This window comes from Cellulomonas sp. HD19AZ1, from assembly GCF_004535805.1.
GTDB lineage: Bacteria > Actinomycetota > Actinomycetes > Actinomycetales > Cellulomonadaceae > Cellulomonas > Cellulomonas iranensis.
Map to the genome: position 1 here is coordinate 444,280 of NZ_SPHX01000005.1, position 26,631 is coordinate 470,910.

At 76.3% G+C, this 26,631-nt stretch carries 19 protein-coding genes; 11 read left to right on the plus strand and 8 right to left on the minus strand.

The window, feature by feature from the left end; translation table 11 throughout:
• Nucleotides 1-15 precede the first annotated feature (15 nt).
• The 4 genes from E4A51_RS13085 to E4A51_RS13100 all read right to left on the minus strand — a co-directional run bounded on the left by E4A51_RS13085 (nt 16) and on the right by E4A51_RS13100 (nt 5,658).
• Nucleotides 16-1,182, minus strand: coding sequence for a nucleotide sugar dehydrogenase (locus E4A51_RS13085; protein ID WP_134851997.1), 1,167 nt, complete (start codon nt 1,180-1,182; stop codon nt 16-18).
• Nucleotides 1,182-2,489 carry a UDP-N-acetyl-D-mannosamine dehydrogenase gene (gene wecC, locus E4A51_RS13090; protein ID WP_134851998.1) on the minus strand — a complete coding sequence of 436 codons (1,308 nt, stop codon included), beginning with the start codon at nt 2,487-2,489 and terminating at the stop codon, nt 1,182-1,184. Before wecC ends, E4A51_RS13085 begins: the two co-directional genes overlap by 1 nt.
• Before the next feature lie 14 nt (nt 2,490-2,503).
• Complete coding sequence (locus E4A51_RS13095) at nt 2,504-4,393, minus strand: glycosyltransferase (protein ID WP_134851999.1); 1,890 nt, start codon at nt 4,391-4,393, stop codon at nt 2,504-2,506.
• Between the two features lie 197 nt (nt 4,394-4,590).
• Complete coding sequence (locus E4A51_RS13100) at nt 4,591-5,658, minus strand: LCP family protein (RefSeq protein ID WP_082739995.1); 1,068 nt, start codon at nt 5,656-5,658, stop codon at nt 4,591-4,593.
• Between the two features lie 184 nt (nt 5,659-5,842).
• Here E4A51_RS13100 and E4A51_RS13105 point away from each other — a divergent pair, with 184 nt between their 5' ends.
• From E4A51_RS13105 to E4A51_RS13135, 7 genes are all read left to right on the plus strand, one after another.
• Nucleotides 5,843-6,820 carry a hypothetical protein gene (locus E4A51_RS13105; protein ID WP_134852000.1) on the plus strand — a complete coding sequence of 326 codons (978 nt, stop codon included), beginning with the start codon at nt 5,843-5,845 and terminating at the stop codon, nt 6,818-6,820.
• A 76-nt stretch (nt 6,821-6,896) separates the two neighbouring features.
• Entirely contained in the window at nt 6,897-7,388 is a 492-nt protein-coding gene (locus tag E4A51_RS13110; protein WP_134852001.1) for a hypothetical protein, read from the plus strand.
• 35 nt (nt 7,389-7,423) lie between these two features.
• A complete protein-coding gene (locus E4A51_RS13115; protein ID WP_134852002.1) occupies nt 7,424-9,868 on the plus strand; it encodes a helicase-associated domain-containing protein in 2,445 nt (814 codons plus the stop codon).
• A 67-nt stretch (nt 9,869-9,935) separates the two neighbouring features.
• Nucleotides 9,936-11,591, plus strand: coding sequence for a DNA repair helicase XPB (locus E4A51_RS13120; protein ID WP_134852003.1), 1,656 nt, complete (start codon nt 9,936-9,938; stop codon nt 11,589-11,591).
• Nucleotides 11,588-12,610, plus strand: coding sequence for a GNAT family N-acetyltransferase (locus E4A51_RS13125; RefSeq protein ID WP_134852004.1), 1,023 nt, complete (start codon nt 11,588-11,590; stop codon nt 12,608-12,610). The genes E4A51_RS13120 and E4A51_RS13125 overlap by 4 nt, the downstream gene beginning before the upstream one ends.
• A gap of 131 nt (nt 12,611-12,741) precedes the next feature.
• The gene (locus tag E4A51_RS13130; protein WP_082740095.1) at nt 12,742-14,811 is read left to right on the plus strand and encodes a TPM domain-containing protein; all 2,070 of its coding nucleotides are present in this window, start codon (nt 12,742-12,744) and stop codon (nt 14,809-14,811) included.
• A gap of 95 nt (nt 14,812-14,906) precedes the next feature.
• A complete protein-coding gene (locus E4A51_RS13135) occupies nt 14,907-15,686 on the plus strand; it encodes a PspA/IM30 family protein (protein ID WP_046530150.1) in 780 nt (259 codons plus the stop codon).
• Nucleotides 15,687-15,749: 63 nt separating this feature from the next.
• Here E4A51_RS13135 and E4A51_RS13140 read toward each other — a convergent pair whose 3' ends face one another.
• Nucleotides 15,750-16,532, minus strand: coding sequence for a type 1 glutamine amidotransferase (locus tag E4A51_RS13140; RefSeq protein WP_070320010.1), 783 nt, complete (start codon nt 16,530-16,532; stop codon nt 15,750-15,752).
• Nucleotides 16,533-16,749: 217 nt separating this feature from the next.
• Here E4A51_RS13140 and E4A51_RS13145 point away from each other — a divergent pair, with 217 nt between their 5' ends.
• The 3 genes from E4A51_RS13145 to E4A51_RS13155 are packed head-to-tail and all read left to right on the plus strand — an operon-like array spanning nt 16,750 to nt 19,943.
• Complete coding sequence (locus tag E4A51_RS13145; protein ID WP_046530149.1) at nt 16,750-17,475, plus strand: response regulator transcription factor; 726 nt, start codon at nt 16,750-16,752, stop codon at nt 17,473-17,475.
• A complete protein-coding gene (locus E4A51_RS13150; RefSeq protein WP_240696473.1) occupies nt 17,472-19,178 on the plus strand; it encodes a HAMP domain-containing sensor histidine kinase in 1,707 nt (568 codons plus the stop codon). Before E4A51_RS13145 ends, E4A51_RS13150 begins: the two co-directional genes overlap by 4 nt.
• 9 nt (nt 19,179-19,187) lie before the next feature.
• Nucleotides 19,188-19,943: a hypothetical protein gene (locus E4A51_RS13155; RefSeq protein ID WP_070320011.1), complete on the plus strand. Its 756-nt coding sequence runs from the start codon at nt 19,188-19,190 to the stop codon at nt 19,941-19,943.
• Nucleotides 19,944-20,149: 206 nt separating this feature from the next.
• Here E4A51_RS13155 and E4A51_RS13160 read toward each other — a convergent pair whose 3' ends face one another.
• Nucleotides 20,150-20,440 (minus strand): WXG100 family type VII secretion target, encoded by a 291-nt coding sequence (locus E4A51_RS13160; RefSeq protein WP_070320012.1) that lies wholly within the window; start codon nt 20,438-20,440, stop codon nt 20,150-20,152.
• Between the two features lie 201 nt (nt 20,441-20,641).
• Between E4A51_RS13160 and E4A51_RS13165 the strand changes: the two genes are divergently transcribed.
• Nucleotides 20,642-20,905, plus strand: a complete 264-nt coding sequence (locus E4A51_RS13165) for a DUF4031 domain-containing protein (protein WP_062100915.1) — start codon at nt 20,642-20,644, stop codon at nt 20,903-20,905.
• 72 nt (nt 20,906-20,977) lie between these two features.
• On the opposite strand, the gene atzF is transcribed toward E4A51_RS13165, so the two are convergent.
• Together atzF and uca are read right to left on the minus strand one after the other, a co-directional pair.
• A complete protein-coding gene (gene atzF, locus E4A51_RS13170) occupies nt 20,978-22,858 on the minus strand; it encodes an allophanate hydrolase (protein WP_236686824.1) in 1,881 nt (626 codons plus the stop codon).
• Entirely contained in the window at nt 22,855-26,487 is a 3,633-nt protein-coding gene (gene uca, locus E4A51_RS13175) for an urea carboxylase (protein WP_134852005.1), read from the minus strand. The genes atzF and uca overlap by 4 nt, the downstream gene beginning before the upstream one ends.
• Nucleotides 26,488-26,631: the final 144 nt, after the last annotated feature.

Below are 26,631 nucleotides of genomic sequence, written 5' to 3' on the forward strand. Positions count from 1 at the left end.
GAACCCTCGTCACCCTCAGTCGCGGCCGTAGATGTCACGCGTGTAGACCTTGTCCGCGACGTCGGCGAGCAGGTCCGACCGCCGGTTAGCGACGATCACGTCGCACCGCGCCTTGAACGCGTCCAAGTCGCGCACGACCTCGGAGCTGAAGAAGTCGTCCTCGGCCAGCGCGGGCTCGTACACGATCACCTCGACGCCCTTGGCCTTGAGCCGCTTCATGACTCCCTGGATCGAGGATGCGCGGAAGTTGTCAGAGCCGGACTTCATGATCAGGCGGTACATACCGACGACCGTGGGTGACCTGCGCAGGATGTCCGCCGCGATGAAGTCCTTGCGAGTCGTGTTGGCATCGACGATCGCCGAGATGAGGTTCTGTGGGACGTTGCGATAGTTCGCCAGCAGCTGCTTGGTGTCCTTCGGAAGGCAGTACCCGCCGTACCCGAACGACGGGTTGTTGTAGTGCGTGCCGATCCGCGGGTCCAGTCCAACGCCCTCGATGATCTGCGCAGTGTCGAGGCCGTGCGTCGCCGCGTAGGTGTCGAGCTCGTTGAAATAGGCCACGCGTAGAGCGAGATACGTGTTGGCGAAGAGCTTGATGGCCTCCGCCTCGGTGGGGTTCGTGAGCAGGACAGGGACGTCCGTGTCGAGCGCGCCCTCGAGCATGAGGTCCGCGAACAGTCTGCCGTGCGCGGTGAGGTCTCCGACGACGATGCGCGACGGGTGCAGGTTGTCGTGCAGGGCCAACCCTTCGCGCAGGAACTCGGGCGAGAAGATGATGCCGGCGTCCGGGTACTGACGTCGCATCCTCTCGGTGAAGCCGACAGGGACGGTCGATTTGACGACGATGATCGCGTCAGGAGCCGTAGCGAACACCTGGTCGACGACCGACTCGACGGACGACGTGTCGAAATCGTGGGTCTCCGGGTCGTAGTCGGTGGGCGTGGCCACGACGACGAGCTCGGCGCCCGCATACGCCGCGGCGGCCTCGGTCGTCGCGCGTAGCCGGAGCGGCACCTCGCGCAGGTAGCGCTCGAGGTCGTCGTCGATGATCGGTGACTCGCGCCGGTTGATCGTCTCGACCTTGCGCTCGTCGATGTCGACCGCGACGACGTCGTGGTGCTGGGCCAGCACGACGGCGTTCGAGAGCCCGACGTAGCCGGTGCCGGCGACGGCGATGCGCATCACTTGCTCCCAAGTGCGACTGGAGGCCCCGCCCGCCGGCTCGTGCCTCGACCGCCGACGACGTCGATGATGTCGAAGCGGCGGGCGGCGCTGGCGTCGCCGAGCTCGGCGAAGGACGAGTGACCCACCAGCAGGAGGACGAGATCGGCTCGTGCAAGCGCGTCGTCAAGTGGCACCAGAACGACGTTGCTTCGGTTCGCGAGCTCGGCAGGCAGCGTGTCCACGTGCGGCTCGACCACAAGGATCTCTGACCGCGGGAGGGCGTCGGCGACGTCGGCGACGATGTGACGAGCGGGCGATTCCCGCAGGTCGTCGATGTTCGACTTGAAGGCGAGGCCCAGCGCCGCAATCGTGAGCGCGTCTCTGCCAGCAGCGGCGTCGAGCGTCTTCCTGACGACCCACGCAGGCTTGGCGTCGTTCACCTCGCGCGCGGTGCGGATGAGGCGCGCCTCCTGCGGGGCGGCGTCCACGATGAACCACGGGTCGACGGCGATGCAGTGCCCGCCGACGCCGGGCCCGGGCTGCAGGATGTTGACGCGCGGGTGGTGGTTGGCGAGCTCGATGAGCTCCCACACGTCGATGCCGAGCTTGTCGGCGATCACCGACAGCTCGTTGGCGAACGCGATGTTGACGTCGCGGTACGAGTTCTCGACGAGCTTGGCCATCTCCGCGGTGACCGCGTCGGTCAGCATGATCTCGCCCTGGCAGAACATCGCGTACAGGGCCTTCGCCCGCTCGGCCGCCTCGGCGGTGAGGCCGCCGACGATGCGGTCGTTGGTGACCAGCTCGATCATGACCCGCCCGGGCAGCACGCGCTCGGGGCAGTGCGCGACGTGCAGGACGGGTCGGCCGTCGGTGCCGTCGAGGCTCAGGTCGGGCCGGGCCGCCAGGATCCGGTCGGCCATGTGGCGGGTCGCCCCGGGCGGGGACGTGGACTCGAGGACCACGAGCTCACCGCCGCGCAGGCGCGGCGCGATGCCGTCCGCCGCGGCCTCGATGTACGCGAGGTCGGGCGCGTGGTCGCCCGTGAACGGGGTCGGCACGGCCACGATGAAGACGTCGGCCTCGGGGGTCTTGGTCTCGGCCCGCAGCCGGCCCTGGGCCACCGCGCCGGAGACGGCGATCTCCAGGTCCGGCTCCACGAACGGCACCTCGCCGCGGTTCACCGCGTCGACCGTGGCGGCGTTCACGTCGACGCCGACCACGTCCGCGCCGTGCATCGCCAGCACGGCGGCGGTCGGGAGCCCGATGTACCCCAGGCCGATCACCGCCACCGTCGGCACCGGCACCTCCGTCGTGGGTGTCATCCCCCGACCACTCCTCACACCATCGCGTGCCCGGGTACCCACCCGGCCACCTGAACGTCGGAACCGGCCAGGAGCTCGGCGTCGCTGACCGTCCACGTGTGCGCCGCGGGGTCGCCGCGCCGCACCTGGACGAAGTTGAACCGGTCCGCCGAGTACACAGACCCCCCGGCCTGCCGCACGGCGGCCAGGAACCCGGTGTCCTCGCCGCGGTCGAGCGCGGGGAACGGCACCGCGGTCGCGGTCTCGCGGCGGGCCACGATCGTCGGGCCCATCACGAGGTGCGTGAACCGGTGCTCACGGTCCGGCAGCCGCAACGCGATCACGTCCGCACCGCCCACGTACACGTAGTGCGCCTGCTTGCCGACCACGTCCGCGCCCGAGTACCCGAGCGCGTGCACCTGGTCGGCCAGGTACTGCTCGCCGTACACGTCGTCGTCGTCGACCTTCGCCACGACGGGCGCGTCCGACGCCGCGACCAGGCGGTTGAGGCACTCCCCCAGCGGCACGGTCGCCTCGGCGTGCAGGAGCACGACGTCGGTGAGCCCGACCTCGGCGGCGGCACGCGTCACGGCCTCCTCGTCGAGGTCCCAGCCGTGCGCGAGCAGCGCGAGCTGCACGTCGACGTCGCGCTGCGCGCCGAGCGTCGCCAGCACGTGCGGCAGCTGGTGCGGCCGGTTCGTCGAGACCAGCGCGCTCACGCGCGGCCGCGCCGCCGTCACGCGGTGCGCCGCGAGGCCCGTCGCGACCAGCACCTCGTCGACGCGGTGCGCGTACGTGTGGCCCGCCCAGATGCGGCGCTGCGCGCGGTGCACCTGACGGTCGCGCAGCTCGGGGCTGCGCACCAGGGCCCGCAGCGTCAGCTCGGCCTCGCGCCGGTCCGCGACCTGCGTGACCTCGTCGGCGGGGAAGACCGCGTCGATCGCGGGGCTCGGCGTCGACACGACCGGGGTGCCGGACGCCGTGATCTCGTAGATGCGGCGCGCGCACATGGTCGGCGAACCGACCACGGTGTTGACGTTGAGGAACACCTTGTGGGCGCGGTACGCCGTCAGCATCGACGCGTAGTCCAGCGAGCCCACGACGCGTTCGTCGAACGGCGGCGGGAACTGGTACCGCTCGTCGCCGTCCAGCTGGCGCGAGTAGATCTCCAGCCCGTTGGTCATGCGGGACGACGCGTCGAGGGCGCCGCCCAGCAGCGTCTCGAGCTGCTCGCGGCGCTCGGGGTGCCGGTGCGAGAACCACATGCCCGCGAACGCGACGTCACGCTCGGCCCGGCCCCCGCCCGGGCGCACCGGGTTGTGGATCGCGGGCTGCGCCGCGAACGGCAGCACGCCCACGCGGTCGTGCCCCAGCTCCTCGCGGTACCGGTCCAGCACGTCGCCGTCCGTCGTCCGCACGTGGTCGAACAGCCGCGCGGCGTCGAGGAAGTCCTCGTGGTGGACCGGGTCCTCCTTGTTCCAGAAGACCGTCGGGACGCCGTGCTCGCGGCACCACGTCACCAGCTCGACGAACGCCGGCCGCAGGCCCTGCGCGCCCGTCAGGTGGTACCGCCACGCGCCGCCGTTGCCGGCCCACGCCGACTCGACGAACAGCAGGTCCACCGGCTCGGTCTCGAGCCGGTGCCGCCAGTCCGCGGGCGTCACCTCGACCTGCTGCCACTCGTACGACAGCGCCAGCCGGGAGAAGTCGTCGAGCACGACGGCCACGCGCAGGTCGGCGCGGCGCAGCGGTGCCGTCGGCACGGGCCACGCGGGGTACGTGAGCCGGCCCCGGCGGTCGACGCGGGCCCGCACGCCGCGCGGCGCGGGCCGCCCGGCGCGTTCGCGCGCGAGGTGGGTCCGCAGCGCGGAGGGTCCGCCGTGCCGCAGGTGCCACAGGGCCCTGCGCCACGCGCGCGCGTCCATTCGTCGTCCTCCCCCGCCGGCCGTCACCGTCCCGGCCGCGGTGTCGCCCCTGAGACGATAGCGGCCGAACTGGACGGTCTCCCAGGTCCGTGCCCGGGCTCACGGCCTCCGGTGGGACGAACCGGGAGCAAACGGTTGCCGTCGCGGTCCGGCGGGTCCCGAAGCACCCGTGCGGAGCGGCACGACGCCCGGACGCGTCACTCGACGACGGGCGGCAGCATGTCGAGGTCCGCCTCGTGCGCCGCGAGGTACTCGCCCAGCGAGTCGGCGGCGACCGCAGCCATGAGGTCCGCGAGCGCGGGCCGGTCCAGCACGACGATGCTCTGCGCGCCGTCAGGGCTGCGGCCCGTCCCGGTGAACGGCACCGTGAAGAACCGCATGTCCGTCGACCCGAGGTTCTTGGCGCGGTCCTGCAGGTCGCGCATGACGGCCTCGTCCAGCCCGTCGTCGGTGGCGACCGAGCGGCTGACGACGTCGAGGAAGCGCGCGGACGTCACCGGGTTGTGGAGCGTGCCGTCGTTGCGCATCTTCGCGACGATCGCGCGGACCCACGCCTGCTGGCGCTGCACGCGGTCGAAGTCGCCGCGGGCGAGCGACTTGCGCTCGCGCACGAACCGCAGCGCCTGCTCGCCGGTGAGGAGCTGCTGCTTGCCGGCGGGGACGACCGTGTCGCCGACCTTGAGGTCCTGGTTGAGCGTCATGCGCACGCCGCCCAGCGCGTCGGTGATGCCGACGAACGAGTCGAAGTCCGTGACGACGAAGTGGTCGACGCGCACGTCGGTGAGCTGCTCGACCGTCTGGATCAGCAGCGACGGCCCGCCGTAGGAGAACGCGGCGTTGATCTTCTGCTCGCCGTAGCCCGGCACGTCGACCCACGAGTCGCGCGGGATCGACATGAGGTACGCGGCGTCGCGGCTCGCGGGCAGGTGGACCAGCATGATCGTGTCGGTGCGCTGCGCGCCGAACGACCACTGGTTCGGGTCGCCCGCGGAGATCCGGGAGTCCGACCCCAGCACGAGGACGTTCATCGCGCCGTGGTCGACGACCTCGTCCTCGGTGCCGCCCGTGGGCGCCGGCGGGGTCGGGCGGGCCGTGATGCCCGCGAACGGGTCGCCGATGTGCTCGACCTGCGAGGCCAGCCACTTCTGCACGCCCCAGGTCCCGGCGACGCCGACGCCGACGAGGGCGACGACTGTGACGAGCACGACGACGAGCGCACGTCGCGATCGGGAGCGGTGGCGGGCGTGGGTCGGGGTGGAGGGCACGCCCGAAGGATAGGGAAGCCCGCACCGGCGGCACGAACGGACGACGACGGCCGGCTCGACGTGCACCGAACGTCGACATCCGCCGCGTCCTTTGCGTCGAAAGTCCGGTCGGGCAGGGCGCCGTGCGGGTGACGTCGGGACCGGCGGGCCGGGTCGACGCGGCGTCGCTTCCTATCCTGGACGCATGGCCGACGAGACGGGGGACGGCGCGGGCGCGCCCGGGCCGTCGGAGCCCACGTACACGTTCTCCTGGCCCACCGTCGAGCCCGTCGCCACGACCGTGCCGGCCGCGGGCGCCCCGTCGACCGCCGCCGCGCACGGCGCCGCCGGCGGCGTCACGCACGGGCTCCCGGCCGGCGAGGAGTCGGCCGAGGTCCTGCCGCCGCCGCGGCGCCGACGTGCCCGAGCGGTCGCCGTGGCCGCGGTCGTGGTCGCGGCGCTCGGGGTCGGCGGCACCGCGCTCGCCGTCAACGGTCGCAGCCCCGCGCCGTCGGCGACCGGGACCCCGGCGCCCGACCGGTCACCGACGCCCACGCCCACGCCGTCGGCCACGCTCGTCGCGCGCAGCCTCCTGACGTCGCTCGACGACGTGCTCTCGGCGCTCGTCGCGCAGGTCGACGCGAGCGACGCGCTGTGGACGCAGACCGACGGGCAGGTGACGGACCCCGCCGCACGCGACCGGCTGCGCGCGGCGCTGGACGCCGCGTCGGCGTGGCTGACCGGCGCGTGGGAACCGCGCGACGCGGCCCACGCGCGCGACCTGGCCGCCGCGGGGCGCACGCACCTCGAGACGCTCGACGCGCTCACCGCGGCGGTGCAGCAGGACCACGCCGCGTGGACCGCCGCGCGCTCGGGCCCCGTGCCGGACGACCGCGGGACGCCCCGCGACGGGCGGCCCGGGGCCGGCGCCCCGGCGCGGGGTCCGGCGCCCGACGGCGCGGGCGGCCCGACCACCGCCCCCGGCCCGGACGGCGCCGCACCGGACGCGTCGAGCCCGGGCACGGACGACCCCGGCACGCCCTCCGACCCCGGCCCGGCCCCGACGACGCCGTCGGCGCCGGACCCGACGGCACCCGCGCCGGACCCCGGCGGCGGGAGCCCCTCCCCGCAGCCGGACCCCGCCACCGGGACGACCCCCGACGCGGGCGCGGCGACCCCGTGACGGCCCGGTGACGCCGCCGGTCGCCGAGGTCGCGCGGGGCGGGCGACGCCGGTGGCGCCGCCTCGGCGTGGCCACGGTGACGACCACGCTGGTGGTCGCCCTCGCGGGCGTGCCGACCCTCGTGGCGCCGCCCCAGGACCCGCCGGGCGTCGCCGACGCCGTCGTCGTGCTGGGCCCGCCGCAGCCGTGGCGCGTCGCGTGGGCGCGCGAGCTCGTCGAGCAGGGCCGCGCCGGCGCCGTCCTGGTGTCGGTGGACGACGACGACCGGGTGCCGCTGTGCGAGGACCCCGGCTCGCTGGACGTGACGTGCGCACGGCCGGACCCGTTCACGACGCGCGGCGAGGCGCGCTGGGTCCGTGACGAGATGGCCGCGCACGGCTGGGACACGGTGACGGTCGTGACCGCGACCCCGAACCTGCTGCGCGCGCGGCTCCTGATCGGCCGGTGCGTGCCCGAGGGCGTGCAGGTCGTGGCCCGGCGGGAGCGCCTCGGGCTGGACCGCTGGGCGGCGCGGTACGCGTGGCAGCTCGGCGGCTGGGCCAAGGCCCTGTGGTCGCAGGGCTGCTGAGCACCCGCACCGGGTCCGCACGTATCGTGGTGCGGATGGCCACGTTCACCGGGTACCTGCGTGCACGCAGCGACGACGAGCTCGTCGCGCTGCTGGTGCGCCGCCCCGACCTGGCCACGCCGCACCCCGCGACCCTCGCGTCGCTGGCGGCGCGGGCCACCAGCCGGTCGAGCCTCGACCGCGCCCTGACCTGGGTCGACGCGCTCGTGCTGCAGGTCGTGGAGGCGGCCGTGGTGCTCGCGGACGTCGCGTCGGCGCCGACGCGCGCGGGGCTCCTCGCGGCGGTCGGCGCGGGGCCGGCGGACGCGGACGCGGTGGGGCGCGCGGTCGACGACGCGGTCGCGCTCGCGCTGCTGTGGCCCGACGACGACGGCACGCTGCACGCCGCGCCCGGGCTGGCGGACGCGCTCGGGCCGTCGGCGGCCGGGCTCGCACCCGCGTCGACGCCCGAGCCCGACGACGCCCCGCGCGACCCCGCGGCGCTGCTCGCGGACGCCCCGACGGGTGCCGCGCAGGTGCTCGACGCGCTGCTGTGGGGGCCGCCCGTGGGGCTCGTGCCGCCCGCGGGGACGCCGGCCGGTGACGCGGTCACGTGGCTCGTGCGGCACGGTCTGCTGGTGCGCGGCGACGGCCGTCACGTCGTGCTGCCGCGCCGCGTCGCGCTCGCGCTGCGCGGCGGGCGCACGCACCGGTCCCCCACGCTCGCGCCGACCGCGGCCGACGCGCCGGTGCGGGACCCGCGCACGGTCGCGGCCGAGTCCGCCGCGGCCGCCGAGCGCACGGTCCGCCTGGTGCGCCAGCTGCTGGCCCGGTGGGACGCGCAGCCGCCGGGCGTGCTGCGCGCGGGCGGGCTCGGTGCGCGGGACCTGCGCCGCACGGCGCAGGCGCTCGACGTCGACGACGCGCACGCCGCGTGGCTCGTCGAGACCGCCGCGGCCGCGGGCCTGCTCGCGGACGACGGCGAGGAGTCGCCCACGTTCGTCCCGACGCTCGAGGCCGACGTGTGGCTCGCGCAGGACGTCGAGCAGCGCTGGGCCGTGCTGGCCCGCGCGTGGCTCGCGTCGTCGCGCACGCCGTGGCTCGTGGGTGCGCGCGACGAGCGCGGTGCGCTGCGGGCCGCGCTCGACCCCGAGCTGGCGCGCCCGTGGGTGCCGCGGCTGCGGCGTGCGGTGCTCGACGTGCTGGCCGCCGCACCGACGGGGGCCGCACCGACCGGTGACGACGTGCACGACGCGCTGCGGTGGCGCTCGCCGCGGTCCGTGCCGCCGCGCGCGGCGGTGGAGGCGGCGCTCGTCGACGCCGAGCGGCTGGGCGTGACGGGTGCGGGCGCGCTCGCGGCGGCCGGTCGCGCGCTGCTGGCCGAGGCGTCGACCCGGCCCGCCGCGGGGTCCGGGGCGACGCCCGCCGCCGACGCGGCCGCCGCGCTGGCGGCCGACCTGCCGGCGCCGGTCGACGAGGTGCTGCTGCAGGGCGACCTCACGGGTGTCGTGCCCGGGCGCCCGGGCGAGGCGCTCGAGGAGCTGCTGGACCTCGCGGCGCAGGTCGAGTCCCGCGGCGGTGCGGTGACCGTCCGGTTCACGGCCGAGTCGGTGCTGCGCGCGCTCGACTCGGGCCTGCCGGCCGACGACCTGCTCGCGCGCCTGTCCACGGCGGCGCGGGGTCGCGTGCCGCAGCCGCTGGAGTACCTGGTGCGCGACGTCGCACGGCGGCACGGGCGCGTCCGCGCGGGTGCCGCGTCGTCGTACGTGCGGGCCGACGACGCCGCGCTGCTGGCCGGGCTCGTCGACGACCCACGGTTCGCACCCCTGCGCCCGCGCCTGCTGGCGCCGACGGTGCTGGTGGCCGACGCGTCGCCGGCCGAGCTGCTGGACGCGCTGCGCGCGCGGGGCCTGGCCCCGGTCGCGGAGGACGCGAGCGGCACGGTCGTGCACGCGGCCGCGCCCGAGCGGCGGGTGCGGGCCCGGACCCGCCGCACCGACCCGGTGCGCGAGCAGCCGCTGCCCGACCGCGCCGCACGCGTCGTCGCGACGCTGCGGCGCGCGTCCGCCGACGCGGCGGGCGACCCGGCGTCGGCGGAGCAGGGCGGGGGCGGCGCACCGGCGCCCGGTGCGACGCCCGGCGGTGCGGGTGACGGCACCGCGGCCGGCGCCCCGAGCGTCGGCGACCGCGCGCGTGCGGTCGCGGCGCGACGCCCCACGACCGGCGCGCGCCCGCGCACCGCACCGGCCCCCGCCGCGCCGGCCGCGGGAACACCCGAGCCCGGGGACGTGTTGGTGGTGCTGCGCGAGGCGGCGCAGTCCCGGACCGAGGTCTGGGTGGACCTGGTCGGACCCGACGGCCGGCCCGAGCGCCGTCTGCTGCGTCCGCTGCGCGTCGAGGGCGGCCGGCTGCGCGCGCTCGACCCGCGCCGCGAGGCCGAGCTGACCGTCGCCGTCCACCGCATCGCCGACGCCACGCCCGCGGACCCCACGACCCCGTGAGACCGCCGGACCCCGCCCCACCGGGCCCCGGGTCCCCGGCCCCGCGACCCGACCACAGGAGAGCCGAGTGCCCGACGGACCGCTGATCGTCCAGAGCGACAAGACCCTGCTGCTCGAGGTCGACCACGACCAGGCCGCCGCGTGCCGGCGCGCCATCGCCCCGTTCGCGGAGCTCGAGCGCGCGCCCGAGCACGTGCACACCTACCGCCTGACCGCCCTCGGGCTGTGGAACGCGCGCGCCGCGGGGCACGACGCCGAGCAGGTCGTCGACACGCTGCTCGAGTACAGCCGGTACCCCGTGCCGCACGCGCTGCTCGTCGACGTCGCCGAGACGATGTCGCGCTACGGGCGCCTGCAGCTGGTCCAGCACCCCGTGCACGGGCTCGTGCTGCACGCGCTCGACCCGGCCGTGCTCGCCGAGGTCACGCGCTCCAAGCGCACCGCGGGCCTGCTGGGCGCGCGCGTCGACGACACGGACGTCGTCGTGCACCCCTCGGAGCGCGGGCACCTCAAGCAGGTGCTCGTGAAGCTCGGCTGGCCCGCCGAGGACCTCGCCGGGTACGTCGACGGCGAGGCGCACCCCATCGAGCTCGCGCAGGACGGCTGGTCGCTGCGCCCGTACCAGGAGCAGGCCGTCGAGGGCTTCTGGCACGGCGGCTCGGGCGTGGTGGTGCTGCCGTGCGGCGCCGGCAAGACGCTCGTGGGCGCGGGCGCGATGGCGAGGAGCTCGACGACGACCCTGATCCTCGTGACCAACACGGTCTCGGCGCGGCAGTGGCGCGACGAGCTGGTCAAGCGCACGACGCTGACCGAGGACGAGATCGGCGAGTACTCGGGGACCCGCAAGGAGATCCGGCCCGTCACGATCGCGACGTACCAGGTGCTGACCACCAAGCGGAAGGGCGTGTACTCGCACCTCGAGCTGCTGGACGCACGCGACTGGGGCCTCGTCGTGTACGACGAGGTGCACCTGCTGCCCGCGCCGATCTTCCGCATGACCGCCGACCTGCAGGCGCGCCGCCGCCTCGGGCTGACCGCGACGCTCGTGCGCGAGGACGGCCGCGAGGACGAGGTGTTCTCGCTCATCGGGCCCAAGCGGTTCGACGCGCCGTGGAAGGACATCGAGGCGCAGGGCTACATCGCCCCGGCCGAGTGCGTCGAGGTGCGTCTCACGCTGCCCGACCACGAGCGCATGACGTACGCGACGGCCGAGCCCGAGGAGAAGTACCGCCTCGCGGCGACCGCGTCGGGCAAGAACGGCGTGGTCGACGCGCTCGTCGCCAAGCACGCGGGCGAGCAGACCCTCGTGATCGGTCAGTACCTCGACCAGCTGCACGAGCTCGCCGAGCACATCGGCGCCGACCTCATCACCGGGGAGACGCCCGTGCGCGAGCGGCAGCGGCTGTTCGACGCGTTCCGCTCGGGCGAGATCACGAAGCTCGTGGTGTCGAAGGTCGCGAACTTCTCGATCGACCTGCCCGAGGCCTCGGTGGCGATCCAGGTGTCGGGGTCGTTCGGCTCGCGGCAGGAGGAGGCGCAGCGCCTGGGCCGGATCATGCGACCCAAGGCCGACGGCAAGACCGCGCACTTCTACACGGTCGTCGCGCGCGACACGGTCGACCAGGACTTCGCGGCGCACCGTCAGCGGTTCCTGGCGGAGCAGGGGTACGCCTACACGATCGTCGACGCGGAGGACCTCGGGGACCTGGGGGTCGCCCGGTGACGGAGGCCGCTCCGCCCGCGCTCCCGGCCGGGTGGCACGCCCACGCGCCCGGGCCCGACGACGTGGCCGACCTGGACGCGCTGCGGGCACGGCACGAGGTCGCCGCGCGCGGCGCACGGTCCGCGAGCGCGGACGCGACGCTCGCGGAGGTCGCGGGCGACGGGGCGCCCACGCGCACGCACGTGGTGGTGCGCGACGCCGCCGGCGAGGCGCGCGGCTGGGCGACGGCGCACGACCGCGCCGCCGGGCGCGTCCTGGTGGCGGTCGTGGTCGACCCCGTGCTGGACGACGCGACGGGCGACGCCCTGGCCGCGGAGCTGTTCGCGTGGGCCGAGCGCGCCGGCGTGGCGCTGGCCCGGTCCCGCGGGCTCGCGCGCACGCAGCTCGACAGCGGCGCGTTCGACGCGGACGCGCGGCAGCAGCGGTGGCTCGCCGCCGCGGGCTACGCGCGCGTGCGCACGTGGTGGCAGATGCGCCGCCCCGTCGGCGACGACGACCGGGGGCTGCGACCGACCGGTCCGGGCGTGCGCGTGCGGCGGCTGGAGCGCGGTGCGGACGGGATGCCCGACGCGGGCGACCTCGTCGCGGCGCACGCGCTGCTGGAGGAGGCGTTCGTCGACCACTTCAACCACCACGAGGAGACGTTCGACGAGTTCCTCGCACGGCTGCGGGCCGACCCCGGGCACCGGTGGGACCACTGGTGGCTCGCCGAGCTCGTCGACGGTGCGGAGCCCGAGCCGGTCGGCGTGCTCGTCGCCGCGGAGGTCACCGCCGACGACGGCCGCGCGACGGGCAGCTACGTCGAGTACCTCGGGGTGCGGCAGTCCGCGCGCGGGCGGGGCGTCGCGCGCTCGCTGGTCGACGCGGTCGTGACGGACGCCGCGGAGCGCGGCCGCGGCCACGTCGGGCTCGAGGTGGACGCGGACTCCCCCACGGGCGCGACCGACCTGTACGTGTCCCTGGGCTTCGCGACGCGCTACGTGACGCAGTCCTGGCACCGGTACGTCGACGCGGACTGACACCCCGGCCCGCCCGGGCCCGACGCGCGCCCGGGCGGGCCGGGGCGGAGGCACGAGGTGCACCGCGCGACAGGAACCGGGAGAGGGCGGGGCGCGTTGCCACGGGTGCCGGCCTGAGAAAGGATCGTCGCGTGCGTCTGGCTCGTCGTGCCCTCGTCCCCGCCGCTGCCCTGGGGGTGGGGGCGGTGCTCGCGGTCGCCCTGGCCGCCCCCGCGGCGGCGGAGCCGCCGTTCGCGTTCCGGTCGACGGTCGTCGACCGGGCCGGTGCGCTGTCCGACGTGCCACGCGTGCAGGAGGCGGTCGACCGGGTCGGTGAGGACACCCCGTACCGGCTGACGGTCGTGTACGTGGACTCGTTCGACGGGCAGTCCGCCGAGGCGTGGGTGTCGGACGCGGCCGAGCTGTCGGGGCTGGGCTCGAGCGACGCGGTGCTGGCCGTGGCCGTGCAGGACCGCGACTTCACGCTCGCGCCGACGTCGCTCGGGACGATCACGTCGTCGCAGCTCGACCGGGTCGCGGCGGACGTGCGCTCCGAGCTGGGGAGCGACGACTGGGACGGCGCCGCCGTGACCGCCGCGGACGGGATCGTCGACGCGGCGGGCGGCGGGTCGGGCGGCGGTGCGTCGGGCGGCTCGTCGGGCGGCGGCTTCGCCGTCGTCCTGCTGCTGGGCCTCGCGGTCATCGGCGGCGTCCTGCTCTTCAGCGTCCTGCGCCGCCGCCGGCAGCCCGCGGGCGTGCTGCGCGACTCGGCGGGGGCGACACGGGCCGCGGGCGCGGTCGACGAGCTCGCGGGGGTCCCGACGCCCGAGCTCGACCGGCGGTCCGCGTCCGCGCTCGTCGCGCTCGACGACGCGCTGCGCTCGTCGGAGGAGGAGCTGGGCTTCGCGCAGGCGCAGTTCGGCCCCGACAGCACGCGCGACTTCGAGGCCGTGCTCGCGCAGGGCAAGCAGCAGCTCACCGAGGCGTTCCGCCTGCGTCAGACGCTCGACGACGACGTGCCCGACACCGACGAGCAGGTGCGCGCGACGTCCGCGCAGATCCTGCGGCTGTGCGCGCAGGTCGAGCAGCACCTCGACCAGCAGAAGGAGGCGTTCGACCGGCTCCGCGCGATCGAGGCCCGGGTCGACGACGCGCTCGACGCGCACGAGCGCGAGCAGCAGCGGCTGCGCGCCCGGGTCGAGCCGGCGCGCGCCGCCGTGGCGGCCCTCGCGCAGCGGTACTCGCCCGACACGCTCGGCTCGGTCGCGGGGAACCCGGACCAGGCGGACCACCTGCTGGGCGACGTCGACGCCGCGCTCGCCCAGGGCCGCGAGCGGTCCGCGGCCGGCGACAAGGGCGCCGCGGTGGGCTTCGCGCGCGCGGCCGAGGAGGCCCTCGGCCAGGCCGCGCGCCTGCTCGACGCGGTGGACTCGGCCGGGGCCGACCTCGCGGTGGCGAACACCCGGCTGGACGCCGGCATCGCGTCGATCACGTCCGACCTGGCCGACGCGGCCCGGCTCGCGGCGGGCGACCCGGCGGTCGCGCCGCACGTCGCCGAGGCACGGGCCGCGCTCGAGGAGGCCGGTGCGGCGCGGCAGGGCACGGGCGACCCGCTCGCGGCGCTGCGACGCCTGACCGCGGCCGAGGCCGCGATCGACGCGGCGCTCGCACCGCGCCGCGACGCCGAGGAGCGGAGCCGCCGCGCGGCCGCGCTGCTGGGCGACACGCTCGGCCGCCTCGAGTCGGCGGTGCGCGCGACGACCGACTACGTGAGCACCCGCCGCGGCGCGGTCGGCCCGCAGGCCCGCACGCGGCTCGCCGAGGCGGACCGGCTGCGGCTGCGCGCGCTCGACCAGCGCGCGACCGACCCCGAGGCCGCGCTCGTCACCGCGCAGCACGGCGAGCAGCTCGTGGCCGAGGCGCAGCGCCTCGCGCAGATCGACGTCGAGAACGCGCAGCGGCGCGACGACGACCGGTACCGCGGCTCGGGCGGGGGCGGCAGCGACCTCGGCGGCATGATCCTGGGGGGCATCCTCATCGACTCGATCCTGCGCGGCGGCGGTCGCGGCGGTGGCGGCTGGGGCGGTGGCGGCGGCAGCTGGGGCGGTGGCGGCGGCTTCGGCGGCGGCGGTCGCGGTGGTGGCTTCGGCGGCGGCGGACGCGGCGGTGGCTTCGGCGGCGGCGGGGGCTTCGGCGGCGGCGGTCGCGGCGGCGGGTTCTGACCGCGACGCGAGGACGAGGCGCCCGCCGCCGACGGCGGGCGCGGCACGGGACACGGACCGACGGTCCGGTCGGCGACACAGGAGGGCACGACACCATGACGGAGAAGCAGTCGATCTTCGGGCGCATCGCCCAGCTCGCACGCGCGAACATCAACGCGCTGATCGACCAGGCCGAGGACCCGCAGAAGATGCTGGACCAGCTCGTGCGCGACTACACGAACTCGATCGCGGACGCCGAGAAGGCGATCGCGCAGTCGATCGGCAACCTGCGCCTCGCCGAGCAGGACTACAACGAGGACGTCGCGGCCGCGCGCGACTGGGGGCAGAAGGCGCTGGCCGCGTCGTCGCGCGCCGACCAGTTCCGGGCCGCCGGCGACGCCGCGAACGCCGACAAGTTCGACAACCTCGCGAAGGTCGCGCTCGGCAAGCAGATCGCCGCCGAGCAGGAGGTCCGCGACGCGGAGCCGATCCTGGCCTCGCAGCGCGAGACGGTCGAGAAGCTGAAGTCGGGCCTCGCGCAGATGAAGGACAAGCTGGGCCAGCTCAAGCAGCGCCGCGACACGCTCGTCGCGCGGCAGAAGTCCGCGCAGGCGCAGCGCCAGGTGCAGGAGGCGATCGGCTCGATCAACGTCCTGGACCCGACGAGCGAGATCGCCCGCTTCGAGGAGAAGGTGCGTCGCGAGGAGGCCTACGCGATGGGCCAGGCGGAGCTCGCGGCGTCGTCGCTCGACGCGCAGTTCGCCGAGCTGGAGTCGGCGGGCGCCGACATCGAGGTCGAGGCGCGCCTCGCGGCCCTCAAGCAGGGCGGCTCGCCGCGGCAGATCGAGGCGACCACGGTCACGCCCGAGATCACGACGGGCACGCAGGACGCCTGACACCCGCCGGGACGACGACGGGGCCGGTCACCGCGCGGTGACCGGCCCCGTGCGCGCGAGGGGTCAGACGGGCACGCGTCGCGTCGCGGCGCGCGACGCGACGAGGTGCGTGAACGCCTCCGCGACCGCACGACCGGTCGTCTCGACCTCGGCGGCGCGGTCGGCCATCTGCGCGGCGACCGCGTCGGCGTCGACCTCGGGGTGCTGGTCGGCCCAGGTGCGCAGCGTCTCCGCGGTCGCCTCGGGGTGGAACTGCACGCCCCACGCGCTGCCGATGCGGAACGCCTGGAACGGGTACATCGACGACGACGCGAGCCACACGGCGCCGCGCGGCAGGTCGACCACGGCGTCGGCGTGCATGCTCGGCTGCGGGCTCGTGCGCGCCGCGCCCGCGAGCGCGGCGACCGGGCCGAGCAGCGCGTCGTCGGCGGCCTCGGGGCGCCACCGGACGTCGACCACGCCGGCCTCGCGCCCGGGGGGCGCCGCGACCTCGACGCGCCCGCCGCGCGCGACCGCGAGCAGCTGCGCACCGAGGCAGACGCCGAGCGCGGGGACGTCGGTCGCGCTGACGACGGCGAGCAGGTCGCGCAAGGGGCGCAGCCACGGGGCGACGGCGTCGTCGTGCGCGGACATCTGGCCGCCCAGCACGAGCAGGCCGTCGCCGACCTCCGTCGGGCCGGGCACGGGCTCGCCGAGGTCGGCGCGCACGAGGTGCACGTCCACGCCCGTCAGCCACTGCGCGAAGCGGTCGAGGCCGACGTCGGGCGAGCTCTGCACCACGGTCACGCGGGGCGCGGCACCGGACGTGGCGGCGGGCAGCACGCGGTCGTCGAAGTCGAGGGTCACGCTTCCACGGTAGCCGCGCGCACGCGTACCACCGAAGTTCCAGGTCACATGTCCATCACGATCGGCGATCCGCCCGGATCGCCCCGATCCGTCCCCGCGAGCATCCAGGCAGCCTTCAGCAGACTCCCAGACCCACCACCGGCGACCGCCGGCCGGGTCGCACGGTCTCGCAGCCGGTTCCCAGGCGGCGCTCAGGTTCCGGGCGCACGATGGTGCCATGACAGCGTCCGCTGAGCCCGAGGCCCGGCTGCTCGTCGTCGACGACGAGCCGAACATCCGCGAGCTGCTCGCGACGTCGTTGCGGTTCGCGGGCTTCGAGGTGCACGCGGCCGCCGACGGCGGGTCGGCGCTGCGCCTCGCGCGCGACACCGAGCCCGACCTCGTGGTGCTCGACGTCATGCTGCCCGACATGGACGGGTTCGCCGTGACGCGCCGCCTGCGCGAGAAGGGCCAGCACGTGCCCGTGCTGTTCCTCACCGCACGCGACGACACGGCCGACAAGGTGCAGGGCCTGACCGTCGGCGGGGACGACTACGTCACCAAGCCGTTCAGCCTCGAGGAGGTCGTGGCCCGGATCCGCGCGATCCTGCGCCGCACGCAGCCCGACGACGGCGCCGCGTCGAACCTCCTGCGGTACGCCGACCTCGAGCTCGACGACGACACCCACGAGGTGCGCCGCGCGGGCCAGGAGGTCGAGCTGTCCCCCACCGAGTTCAAGCTGCTGCGCTACCTCATGCTCAACCCGAACCGGGTGCTGTCCAAGACGCAGATCCTCGACCACGTGTGGCAGTACGACTGGGGCGGCGACGCGAACATCGTCGAGTCGTACATCTCCTACCTGCGCCGCAAGATCGACCAGCTCACCGACGCGGACGGCCACCGCCTGCCGCCGCTGATCCACACGCGCCGCGGCGTCGGGTACCTGCTGCGCGAGTCGGCGTGACCGGGCCCGGGCCCGCGGACGCCCCGCGCGCGCCCGGGCCGCAGGACCGCGACGACGTCGTGGCCCCCGACGCCGCCACGGGCGACGCCGGAGCCGCGGGCGCGGACGAGCGGGCCGCGAGCACGCCCGCCGGAGCCCGGTCGGCGGTCCCCGACGCCGTCCGCCGCGCGTGGCGGACGCTGTCGCTGCAGCGCCGCCTGGTGACGATCACCGCCGTGCTCCTGGGGGCGGGTCTCGTGGTCGCCGGCGTGACCGCCGCGACGCTCCTCGAGCGCAGCCTGCTGGGACCGGTCGACCAGAAGCTCGCGTCCGAGGCGAGGGACGTCGCGAACGACGCCCTGCGGTTCCTCGCCTACGGCGGCGGCACCCTCGGGCCGACCGACTACTACGTGCGCGTGCAGACGTCCACGCAGGACGTGCCGCTGCTCAGCAGCGCGGCCGCGGAGTCCTACGGCACTCCCCTCGTGGACGACCTCTCACCCGCCGCGGCGCAGGCGATCGCGGGCGAGCCGTTCACGGTCGGCTCGTCGCGGGCCGGCTCGTCGTGGCGCGTCGTCGCGTACCCGTTCGACGGCGGCGGCACGTCGGGCTCGGTGGTCGTGGGGCTGCCGCTCAAGGACATCCACCGCACGGTCGCCGCGATGGGCGTCAGCCTCACGTCGTCGGGGCTCGCGATCGTGCTGCTGGGCGTGGTCGCGGGCGGCTGGGCGGTGCGGCGCTCGCTGCGCCCGCTGCGCGAGATCGAGGCGACGGCGGCGGCGATCGCGGCGGGCGACCTGTCGCGTCGTGTGCCGTCGGCGCCGACGTCGACCGAGGTGGGCCGCCTGGGCGAGGCCCTCAACGGGATGCTCGCGCAGATCGAGGAGGCGTTCGCCGCGCGCACCGCCTCGGAGGCGCGGATGCGCCGGTTCGTGGCCGACGCGTCGCACGAGCTGCGTACTCCGCTCGCGGCGATCCGCGGGTACGCCGAGCTCTACCGCATGGGGGCGCTGCGCACGGACGAGCAGGTGCAGGACACGATGCGACGCATCGAGGGGTCCGCGACGCGCATGGGCTCGCTGGTCGAGGACCTGCTCGCGCTCGCGCGCCTCGACGAGGGCCGGCAGGGCCGGCTCGGCCCGGTGGACCTCACGGTGCTCGCGGCCGACGCCGTGAGCGACCTGCGCGCGCTCGACCCGCGGCGGCCGGTGCGGCTGCAGACCCTCGGCGGTGCGACGGCCCCCCGGGTGGTCGTGGGCGACGAGGCCCGGCTGCGGCAGGTGCTGGCGAACCTCGTGGGCAACGCCGAGCGGCACACGCCCGCGGGGACGCCGGTGGAGGTCGCGGTGGGCCCGGGCGACGACGCGACGACCGCGGTGCTGGAGGTCCGGGACCACGGCCCGGGCATCGCCCCCGAGCACGCGGCGCGCGTGTTCGAGCGGTTCTACCGGGTCGACGCGTCGCGGACGCGCGACTCGGGCGGTTCGGGCCTCGGCATGGCGATCGTGGCGGCCATCGTCACGTCGCACGGCGGGCGGGTCGCGGTGCACGAGACGCCGGGCGGCGGCACGACCGTGCGGGTGGTGCTGCCGGTCGACGGCCCGCCACGCGCGCCGGCCGCCCCGGAGGCGGACCCGCAGCACGCCGGTCCGCAGGACGGACCCCCTGGTGTGCCGCCCGCGACGGACGTGGCTACGATGGCGCGTCCGTCGTCAACCTCGTGAGGCTGTTCCATGGGCGTCCATGACGCACCCGCCTGGCTCCTGCCGGCATTCGCTCGCAACGTCGCGGAGGCCGGTGGCACCGCACCCGCCGACGAGGTCCGCCGCACCGCGGAGGACCTGCTGGAGCGGTGGACGCGCCCCGAGCGGCACTTCCACAACCTCAAGCACCTCGTGGACGTGCTGGCGCGTGTCGACGAGCTCGACGAGGAGGCGCACCACCCCGAGCTGGTGCGGCTCGCGGCGTGGTACCACGGCGCCGTCTTCGACTCGGCGGAGCGCAAGGCGTACGCCAACAAGGGCGGCGAGGACGAGGCCGCGAGCGCGGCGCTCGCCCGCGAGCAGCTGACGGAGCTCGGCGTGCCCGAGGCCAACGCGCAGCGCGTCGCGGCGCTCGTGCAGGCGCTGGTGCGGCACGCGCCGGACCCGCACGACATCGACTGCGCGGTGCTGTGCGACGCCGACCTCGCGATGCTCGCGACCGAGCCGCAGCGGTACAAGGCGTACCTGCACGACGTGCGGTCGGAGTACGCGCACCTGCCGGTCGAGGACTACCTGCGGGCGCGCGTGCGGATCCTGCACAAGCTGCTGGCGCGTCCGTCGCTGTTCGTGAGCCCGCTCGCGCAGCCGTGGGAGGAGCCCGCCCGGCAGAACGTGTCGGCCGAGCTGCAGCGCATCGAGAAGGAGCTCGCGCGGCTCGACGCGCAGCGCGCGGCGCAGACCGCCGACGGGGACGCACCCGACGCGAGCGGCACGACGACACCCTGACGCTTCATGCGTCACGTGTGACGCTCCGCGGCGCCGGGCCGCTCCGCGGCGCCGGGCCGCCCCGCGGCGACGGGCCGCCCCGCGGCGACGTCACCGTCCGACGTCGAGGCCCGACATCGAGGCCCGACGTCGCGGTCCGACGGCGCGGTCCGACGGCGCGCTCCGACGACGCGGGCCGACGCCCCGCGGAGCGGCGCGCGCCGGCGTCAGTGCGCGAACAGCCGCGCGGCGTGCGCCTCGGCCTCGGCGTAGGTGCGTGCCGCGGCCTGCATCGCCGCGGCGATCTGCGCGAGCGACTGCTCGACGCGCGCCTGCGTCGCGTTCCACTCCGCGACGACCGCGCCGAACTGGCCGGCCGCACCGCCGCGCCACGACGTCTGCAGCTCGACGAGCTGGCGCTGCATCGCCGACACCTCGGCCTGGATGCTCGCGGACCGCGCGAGCACGGCCGCCGCCGACCCGTCGAGCTGTGCGCTGTCGACCTCGTACCTGCTCATGGACGCCCTCCTGAGGGCCGTCGGGGCCGCGGGTGCGGCTCGGGACGACGGCACGGCCGACGCTAGGCGCGCCGCCGGAGGGCACGACCGGCCCGGGGGTGCGGCGGTGGACGCGACGCACGTGCGACGCGCTGGGGGCGGCCGGGCGGCCCGCGAGTCACGGGTCGTGGGCCGCGTGCCCGGGCGACGTACCCTCGCCCGGTGACCGTGCTCGTCGACCCGCCGCTGTGGCCCCGCCACGGCACCGTCTGGGGCCACCTCGTGAGCGACGCGTCGTACGACGAGCTGCACGCGTTCGCGGCGCGCGCCGGCATCCCCCGGCGCGCGTTCGACCACGACCACTACGACGTGCCGGTCGAGCGCTGGGACGACGTCGTCGCGCTGGGCGCCGAACCGGTCAGCACGCGCGACCTGGTCCGCCGGCTGCGCGCCTCGGGCCTGCGGGTCCGGGCCCGCGACCGCTGAGCCCCCCGACCCGTGGGCCGCGCCGCGACCCGCGTGCCCGACCGGCGGCGCGCCGCGTGCCGCCCTCGGGCCTCACACCCCCGCCGCGAGCGCGGCCCGCCACCCGCCGGTCGCCGTGACGTCGACCCCGCCGGAGGCCGCCTCGGCCGTGCAGCCGAAACCCGTGACCCAGGACCCGTCGGCGAGCTCGACGGCGCCGAGCGTCATCGGCGCGGGCAGCGCGGCCAGGAACCGGCCGAGCGCACCGGGCGACAGCCGCCAGACCTCCCCCGCGATCGACGCTCCCCGGCCCGGCCCGACGCGCACGAGCCCGGGCTTGCGGGGCGTCGTCACCAGGGCGACGAGGCGGTAGGCGTCGGACGTCGTGACCTCGCGCCCGAACCGCGCGCCGAGGTCGGTGAGCTGGCCCTGGAGCGGCTGCCCGCGCAGGTGCGCGCCGACGACGAGCAGCTCGACCGTGCCGGGCACCAGGAGCGGCGCGGCAGCCTCCCCGACCGTCAGGCGCGCCGCGAGGTCGAGCGCGAGCTGGTCCTCGTGCGCGCGCGCCAGCACCGTGACGCCGAACGGTCCGCCGTCGGCCTCGCCCGCGGGGACGGCGACGGCGGCGAGGTCGAGCAGGTTGACGAAGTTCGTGTACGTGCCCAGGCGGCGGTTGACCTCGACCGGCTCGGCGGCGACCTGCGCGAGCGTCGGGTGCTCGGTCGTCGTGGGCAGCAGCAGCAGGTCGCACCCGCGCAGGACGCGTTCGGCGTCGACCCGCGCGGCGTCGAGCGCGAGGCGGTCGCGCACGTAGTCGGCGGCCCGGACGCCGCCGCCGGCCAGCACGATGCCGGCGACCGTGGGGTCGGCGTCGGGCGGGTCGGTCGCGAGGAACGCACCGACCGCGGCGTAGCGCTCGGCGACGATCGCGCCGTCGTACAGCAGCCGGGCGGCGTCGAGCATGCCCGAGACGTCGACCTCCCGGACGGCCGCCCCCGTCGCGACGACCCGGTCGACCGCAGCGGCGAACGCGCCGCGCCACCCGGGCGAGAGCGGCGCGAGGTCGGCGGTGCGCGGCACCGCGACGACCGGGTCGTCACGCAGCGCGACCCGCACGTCGGCGGGCCACGTCCGCCGACGTGCCCGCGGGTCGGCGACGTCGGCAGGGTCGGCCGGGGCGGTGTCGGGCACCTGGCAGGCCGGGGAGACGCCGCCGCCCGCCATCAGCCGGGTCGCGAGCACCCCGGTCCCGAGGTCGCGCGTGAACGTCGTGACCACGTCGTACGACGCGCACGCGGGCACGACGCCGTCCGTGGGCACGAGCCCGACCGTCGTCTTGATCCCGACGAGCCCGTGGAACGCCGCGGGGACGCGGCCCGAGCCGGCGGTGTCGGTGCCGATGCCGACGTCCGCGACGCCGAGCGCGACGGCCACCGCCGACCCCGACGACGACCCGCCGGACACGCGGTCGGGCAGGGTCGCGTGACGCACCGCGCCGAACGGGCTGCGGGTGCCGACCAGCCCGGTCGCGAACTGGTCGAGGTTCGTCTTGCCGAGCACCACGGCGCCCGCGTCGACGAGCGCCTGCACCGCGGGGGCCGTCGCGGACGCCGGTCCGGGGCGCCCGTGCGGCGAGGTCGCGTACGACGGGCACGCGGCCGTGGTGGGCAGGCCCGCGACGTCGACGTTGTCCTTGACCGCGAGCGTCGTGCCGGCCAGCGGGAGGTGCTCGCCCGCGGCGACGCGCGCGTCCACGGCTGCGGCGGCCGCGAGCACGTCGGCCTCGGGCAGCAGCAGCGTCCAGACCTCCGGCCGGTCGACCTCCCGCAGCCGCGCGTGGGCCGCCCGGACGCGGGCCTGCGCGGGCCCGTCGCAGACGCGCGCGCCGACGGGGGCGTGCGGGTCCTCGTGCGGGGCGTCGTGCGCCCCCACCGCCCGCGACGGCACGGCCGCGCGCGCGTCCGTCGAGCTCACGCGTCCACCGCCAGCACCGCGAGCGGGGCACCGGGGCCGACCTGCTGCCCCGGTTCGACGAGCACGCGCACGACCCGCCCGTCCGACGGCGCCGGGACCGCGAGCTCGAGCTTCATGGCCTCGAGCGCGACGAGCAGGTCGCCGGCGCGCACGTCGGCGCCAGCGGCGGCCTCGACGCGCCACACGGACCCGACCATCGGCGCCTCGACGAGCACGTGCCCGTCCAGCAGCTCGACGGTCGCGTCGTCCACGACCGCGGGCGGCGCGTCGTCCCCGGCGTCCGCGTCGAGCTCGCCGGCGGCGGCCCAGGCCGCCCGCTCGGCCCCGAACGCGGCGGCCTGGCTCTCCTGGAACGCCGCGATCTCGGTGGCGTGCTCGGTCAGCAGGGCGAGGTGCTCGCGGTAGCTGAACGTGCCGTGCTCGACGCGCACGTCGAGCCTCCCCGCGGCGAACGCGGTGCGCTGCTCGGCGAGCTCCTCGGCCGTCACGGGGTGCCACACGATGCGGTCGAAGAACCGCAGCAGCCAGGGCACGCCGGGCTCGAACACGCCGTGCTGACGGTGCCCGGACCAGATGGGCACGGTCCGCCCGACCAGCTGGTACCCGCCCGGGGAGTCCATGCCGTAGACGCACAGGTACTGCCCGCCCAGGCCCACGGTGTCGGCGGCGGTCCACGTGCGCGCCGGGTTGTACTTGGTTGTCATGAGCCGGTGGCGCGGGTCGAGCGGCACCGCGAGCGGCGCGCCCAGGTAGACGTCGCCGAGCCCGAGCACGAGGTACTCGGCCTCGGTCATGGTGCGCAGCACGTCGTCGCCCGAGCCCAGGCCGTTGACGCGCCGCACGAACTCGACGTTGGACGGCAGCCACGGCGCCTGCGGCCGCACGCCGACCGTGTACCGCGCGATCGCGTCGGCCACCGCGGGGTCGTCGAACGCGAACGGCAGGTGGACGCGCCGCGAGGGCACCACGAGGTCGGCCGTCGCGGGCAGCTCGGCCTCGAGGTCGACGAGCGCGTCGACCAGCTCACGCACGGGCAGCGGCGCGGGGTCGACGTGCACGTGCAGGCTCCGCACACCGGGCGTCACGTCGACGACGCCCGGCAGGTCGAGCGCACCCAGCGCCTCGGCGAGCGCGTGCACACGCATCCGCAGGCCCAGGTCGAGGACCATCGGCCCGTACTCGACCAGCACGTTGTCGTCCGCGCCGCGCAGGTAGACGACCTCGGGGCGGCCGAGCGGGTCGGACGGGTCGGCGGGGATGCGCGCGAGCACGCCGTCGTCGCCGTCGGGACCGGTGGCGAGGTCCGCCGGGACGGACGCGGCCGCGCGCCGGACCGTCGAGGTGCGCAGCGCGTCGGCCGTCGCCTCGGGCACGGGCACGAGCCGCACGGTGTCCCCCGGGCGGATCTGCCCGAGCTTCCAGCGGTGCCCGGCCACGACGGTGACGGGGCACGCGAACCCGCCCAGCGACGGACCGTCGGGTCCGAGCAGGATCGGGGTGTCGCCCGAGACGTTGAGCGCGCCCACGGAGTACGGGTTGTCGTGCAGGTTGGACGGGTGCAGACCGGCCTCGCCACCGTCGGGGCGCGCCCAGCGCGGCTTGGGCCCCGACAGCCGGATGCCGGTGCGGTTGGCGTGCGTCTGCACCTGCCACGTCGCGGCGTAGAGCATGTCCATGTCCTCGCGCAGGAAGTACGTGGGCGCGGGCTGCGGCCCCTCCTGCACGGCGAGCTCCCAGGCGTGCACGAGCGCGGGGCGGGCCTCGACGGGGACGACGGCCGTGGCGGGTGCGCCGTCCGGGACGGCCGCGGGCACCAGGACGTCACCCGTGACGAGCGCGCGGCCGGTGTACCCGCCGAACCCGCCGAGCGAGAACGTCGCCGCGGACCCGAGGTACCGAGGGACGTCGAGGCCCCCGCGGACCAGCACGTACGTGCGCAGCCCGGCACCGGTGGGCGTGCCGACGTCGAGCACGGCACCGGCCGGTACGTCGACCGGCTCCCACTGCGGGACGGGCACGCCGTCGACGGTCACGGGCGCGTCGGCGCCCGTGACGCACACGACCGCCGCGTGGCTGAACCGCAGGCTCGGGCCCGCGAGCGTGCACTCCAGGCCCGGGGCGCCCTCCGGGTTGCCGAGCGCGACGTTGCCGAGCCGGAACGACAGGTCGTCCATCGGTCCCGACGGGCTGATGCCCACGTCCCAGTGCCCGAGGCGGCCGGGCCAGTCCTGCACGGTCGTCATGACCCCGGGGCGCAGCACCTCGACCCACGGCTCGTCGTCCGTGACGCCCGCGAGCGTGCCGGTCGTGTGCGCGGCGGCGCGCACGTCGTCGTCGACGACCGCGGCGCGCAGCAGCGGCAGGTTGGTGACGACGCCGTGCAGCGCGGTCGCCGCGAGCGCGTCGGCCGAGGCGGCGAGCGCGGCCGTGCGGTCGTCGGCGTGCACGACGACCTTGGCGAGCATCGGGTCGTAGTGGCTCGTGACCTCCTGCCCGGCCTCCGCCCACGCGTCGACGCGCACGCCTGCCGGGTACTCGACGTGCGTGAGCAGGCCCGCGCTCGGGCGGTAGCCGCGGCGCGGGTCCTCGGCGTAGACGCGCGCCTCGACCGCGTGCCCGCGACGGGGCGGGCCGTCGGCCGGCAGGGCCGCGAGCTCGGCGGTCAGGTCGGCGTCGCCGCGTGCCAGGCGCAGCATCCAGCCGACGAGGTCGACGCCCGTGATCTCCTCGGTGACCGGGTGCTCGACCTGCAGGCGCGTGTTCACCTCGAGGAACGACACGTCGCCGCGCTCGACGTCGTACACGTACTCGACCGTGCCCGCGGACCGGTACGCGACCGAGGCCGTGAGCGCGCGGGCCGACGTCGCGAGCCGCTCGCACACGTCGGCGGGCAGCCCCGGGGCGGGCGCCTCCTCCAGGACCTTCTGGTTCCGGCGCTGCAACGAGCAGTCCCGGTCCCCCAGGCTCACCACGCGCCCCGCGCCGTCGCCGAACACCTGGACCTCGAGGTGGCGGGCGCGCCGCACGAAGCGCTCGAGGAACACTCCGCCGCTGCCGAAGCTCGCGACCGCGAGCCGCTGCACGCGGCCGTACGCCTCGCGCAGCTCGTCGGGCCCGTCGCACGCCTGCATGCCGATGCCGCCGCCCCCGCCGACGGCCTTGAGCATGACCGGGTACCCGACGGTCTCGGCCGCCGCGAGGGCCGCCTCGACGTCGTCGAGCAGACCGCTGCCGGCGATCAGCGGGACACCAGCGGCGCGCGCCGCCTCGCGCGCCCGGTGCTTGTCGCCGAAGACCTCGAGGTGCGCGGGCGTCGGCCCGACGAACGCGATCCCGGCGGCCTCGACCGCGGCGGCGAAGCCCGCGTTCTCCGACAGGAACCCGTAGCCGGGGTGGATCGCGCCCGCGCCGGTGGCCAGCGCCGCCTCGAGCACGGCGTCGGCGCGCAGGTACGACTCGGCGGCGGGTGCGGGGCCCAGGCGGACCGCGGCGTCGGCGAGCCGCACGTGCGGTGCGGCCGCGTCGGCGTCGGAGAACACGGCGACGGTGCGCAGACCGAGGGCGCGCGCGGTGCGCAGCACGCGGACGGCGATCTCGCCACGGTTGGCCACGAGGAGGGTGTCGAACACGGGCTGCCCCTGGGGTCGGTCCGGGCGGGGCCCGGAGGTCGACGGGGCTGTATACACCCCGGTATCCCGACGGTAGGAAGCGCGTGTTTCACCCCGCGCGTCCGGGCGTGAACGGTGCGTTACGGGCAGCGCAGCGCGCGGTCG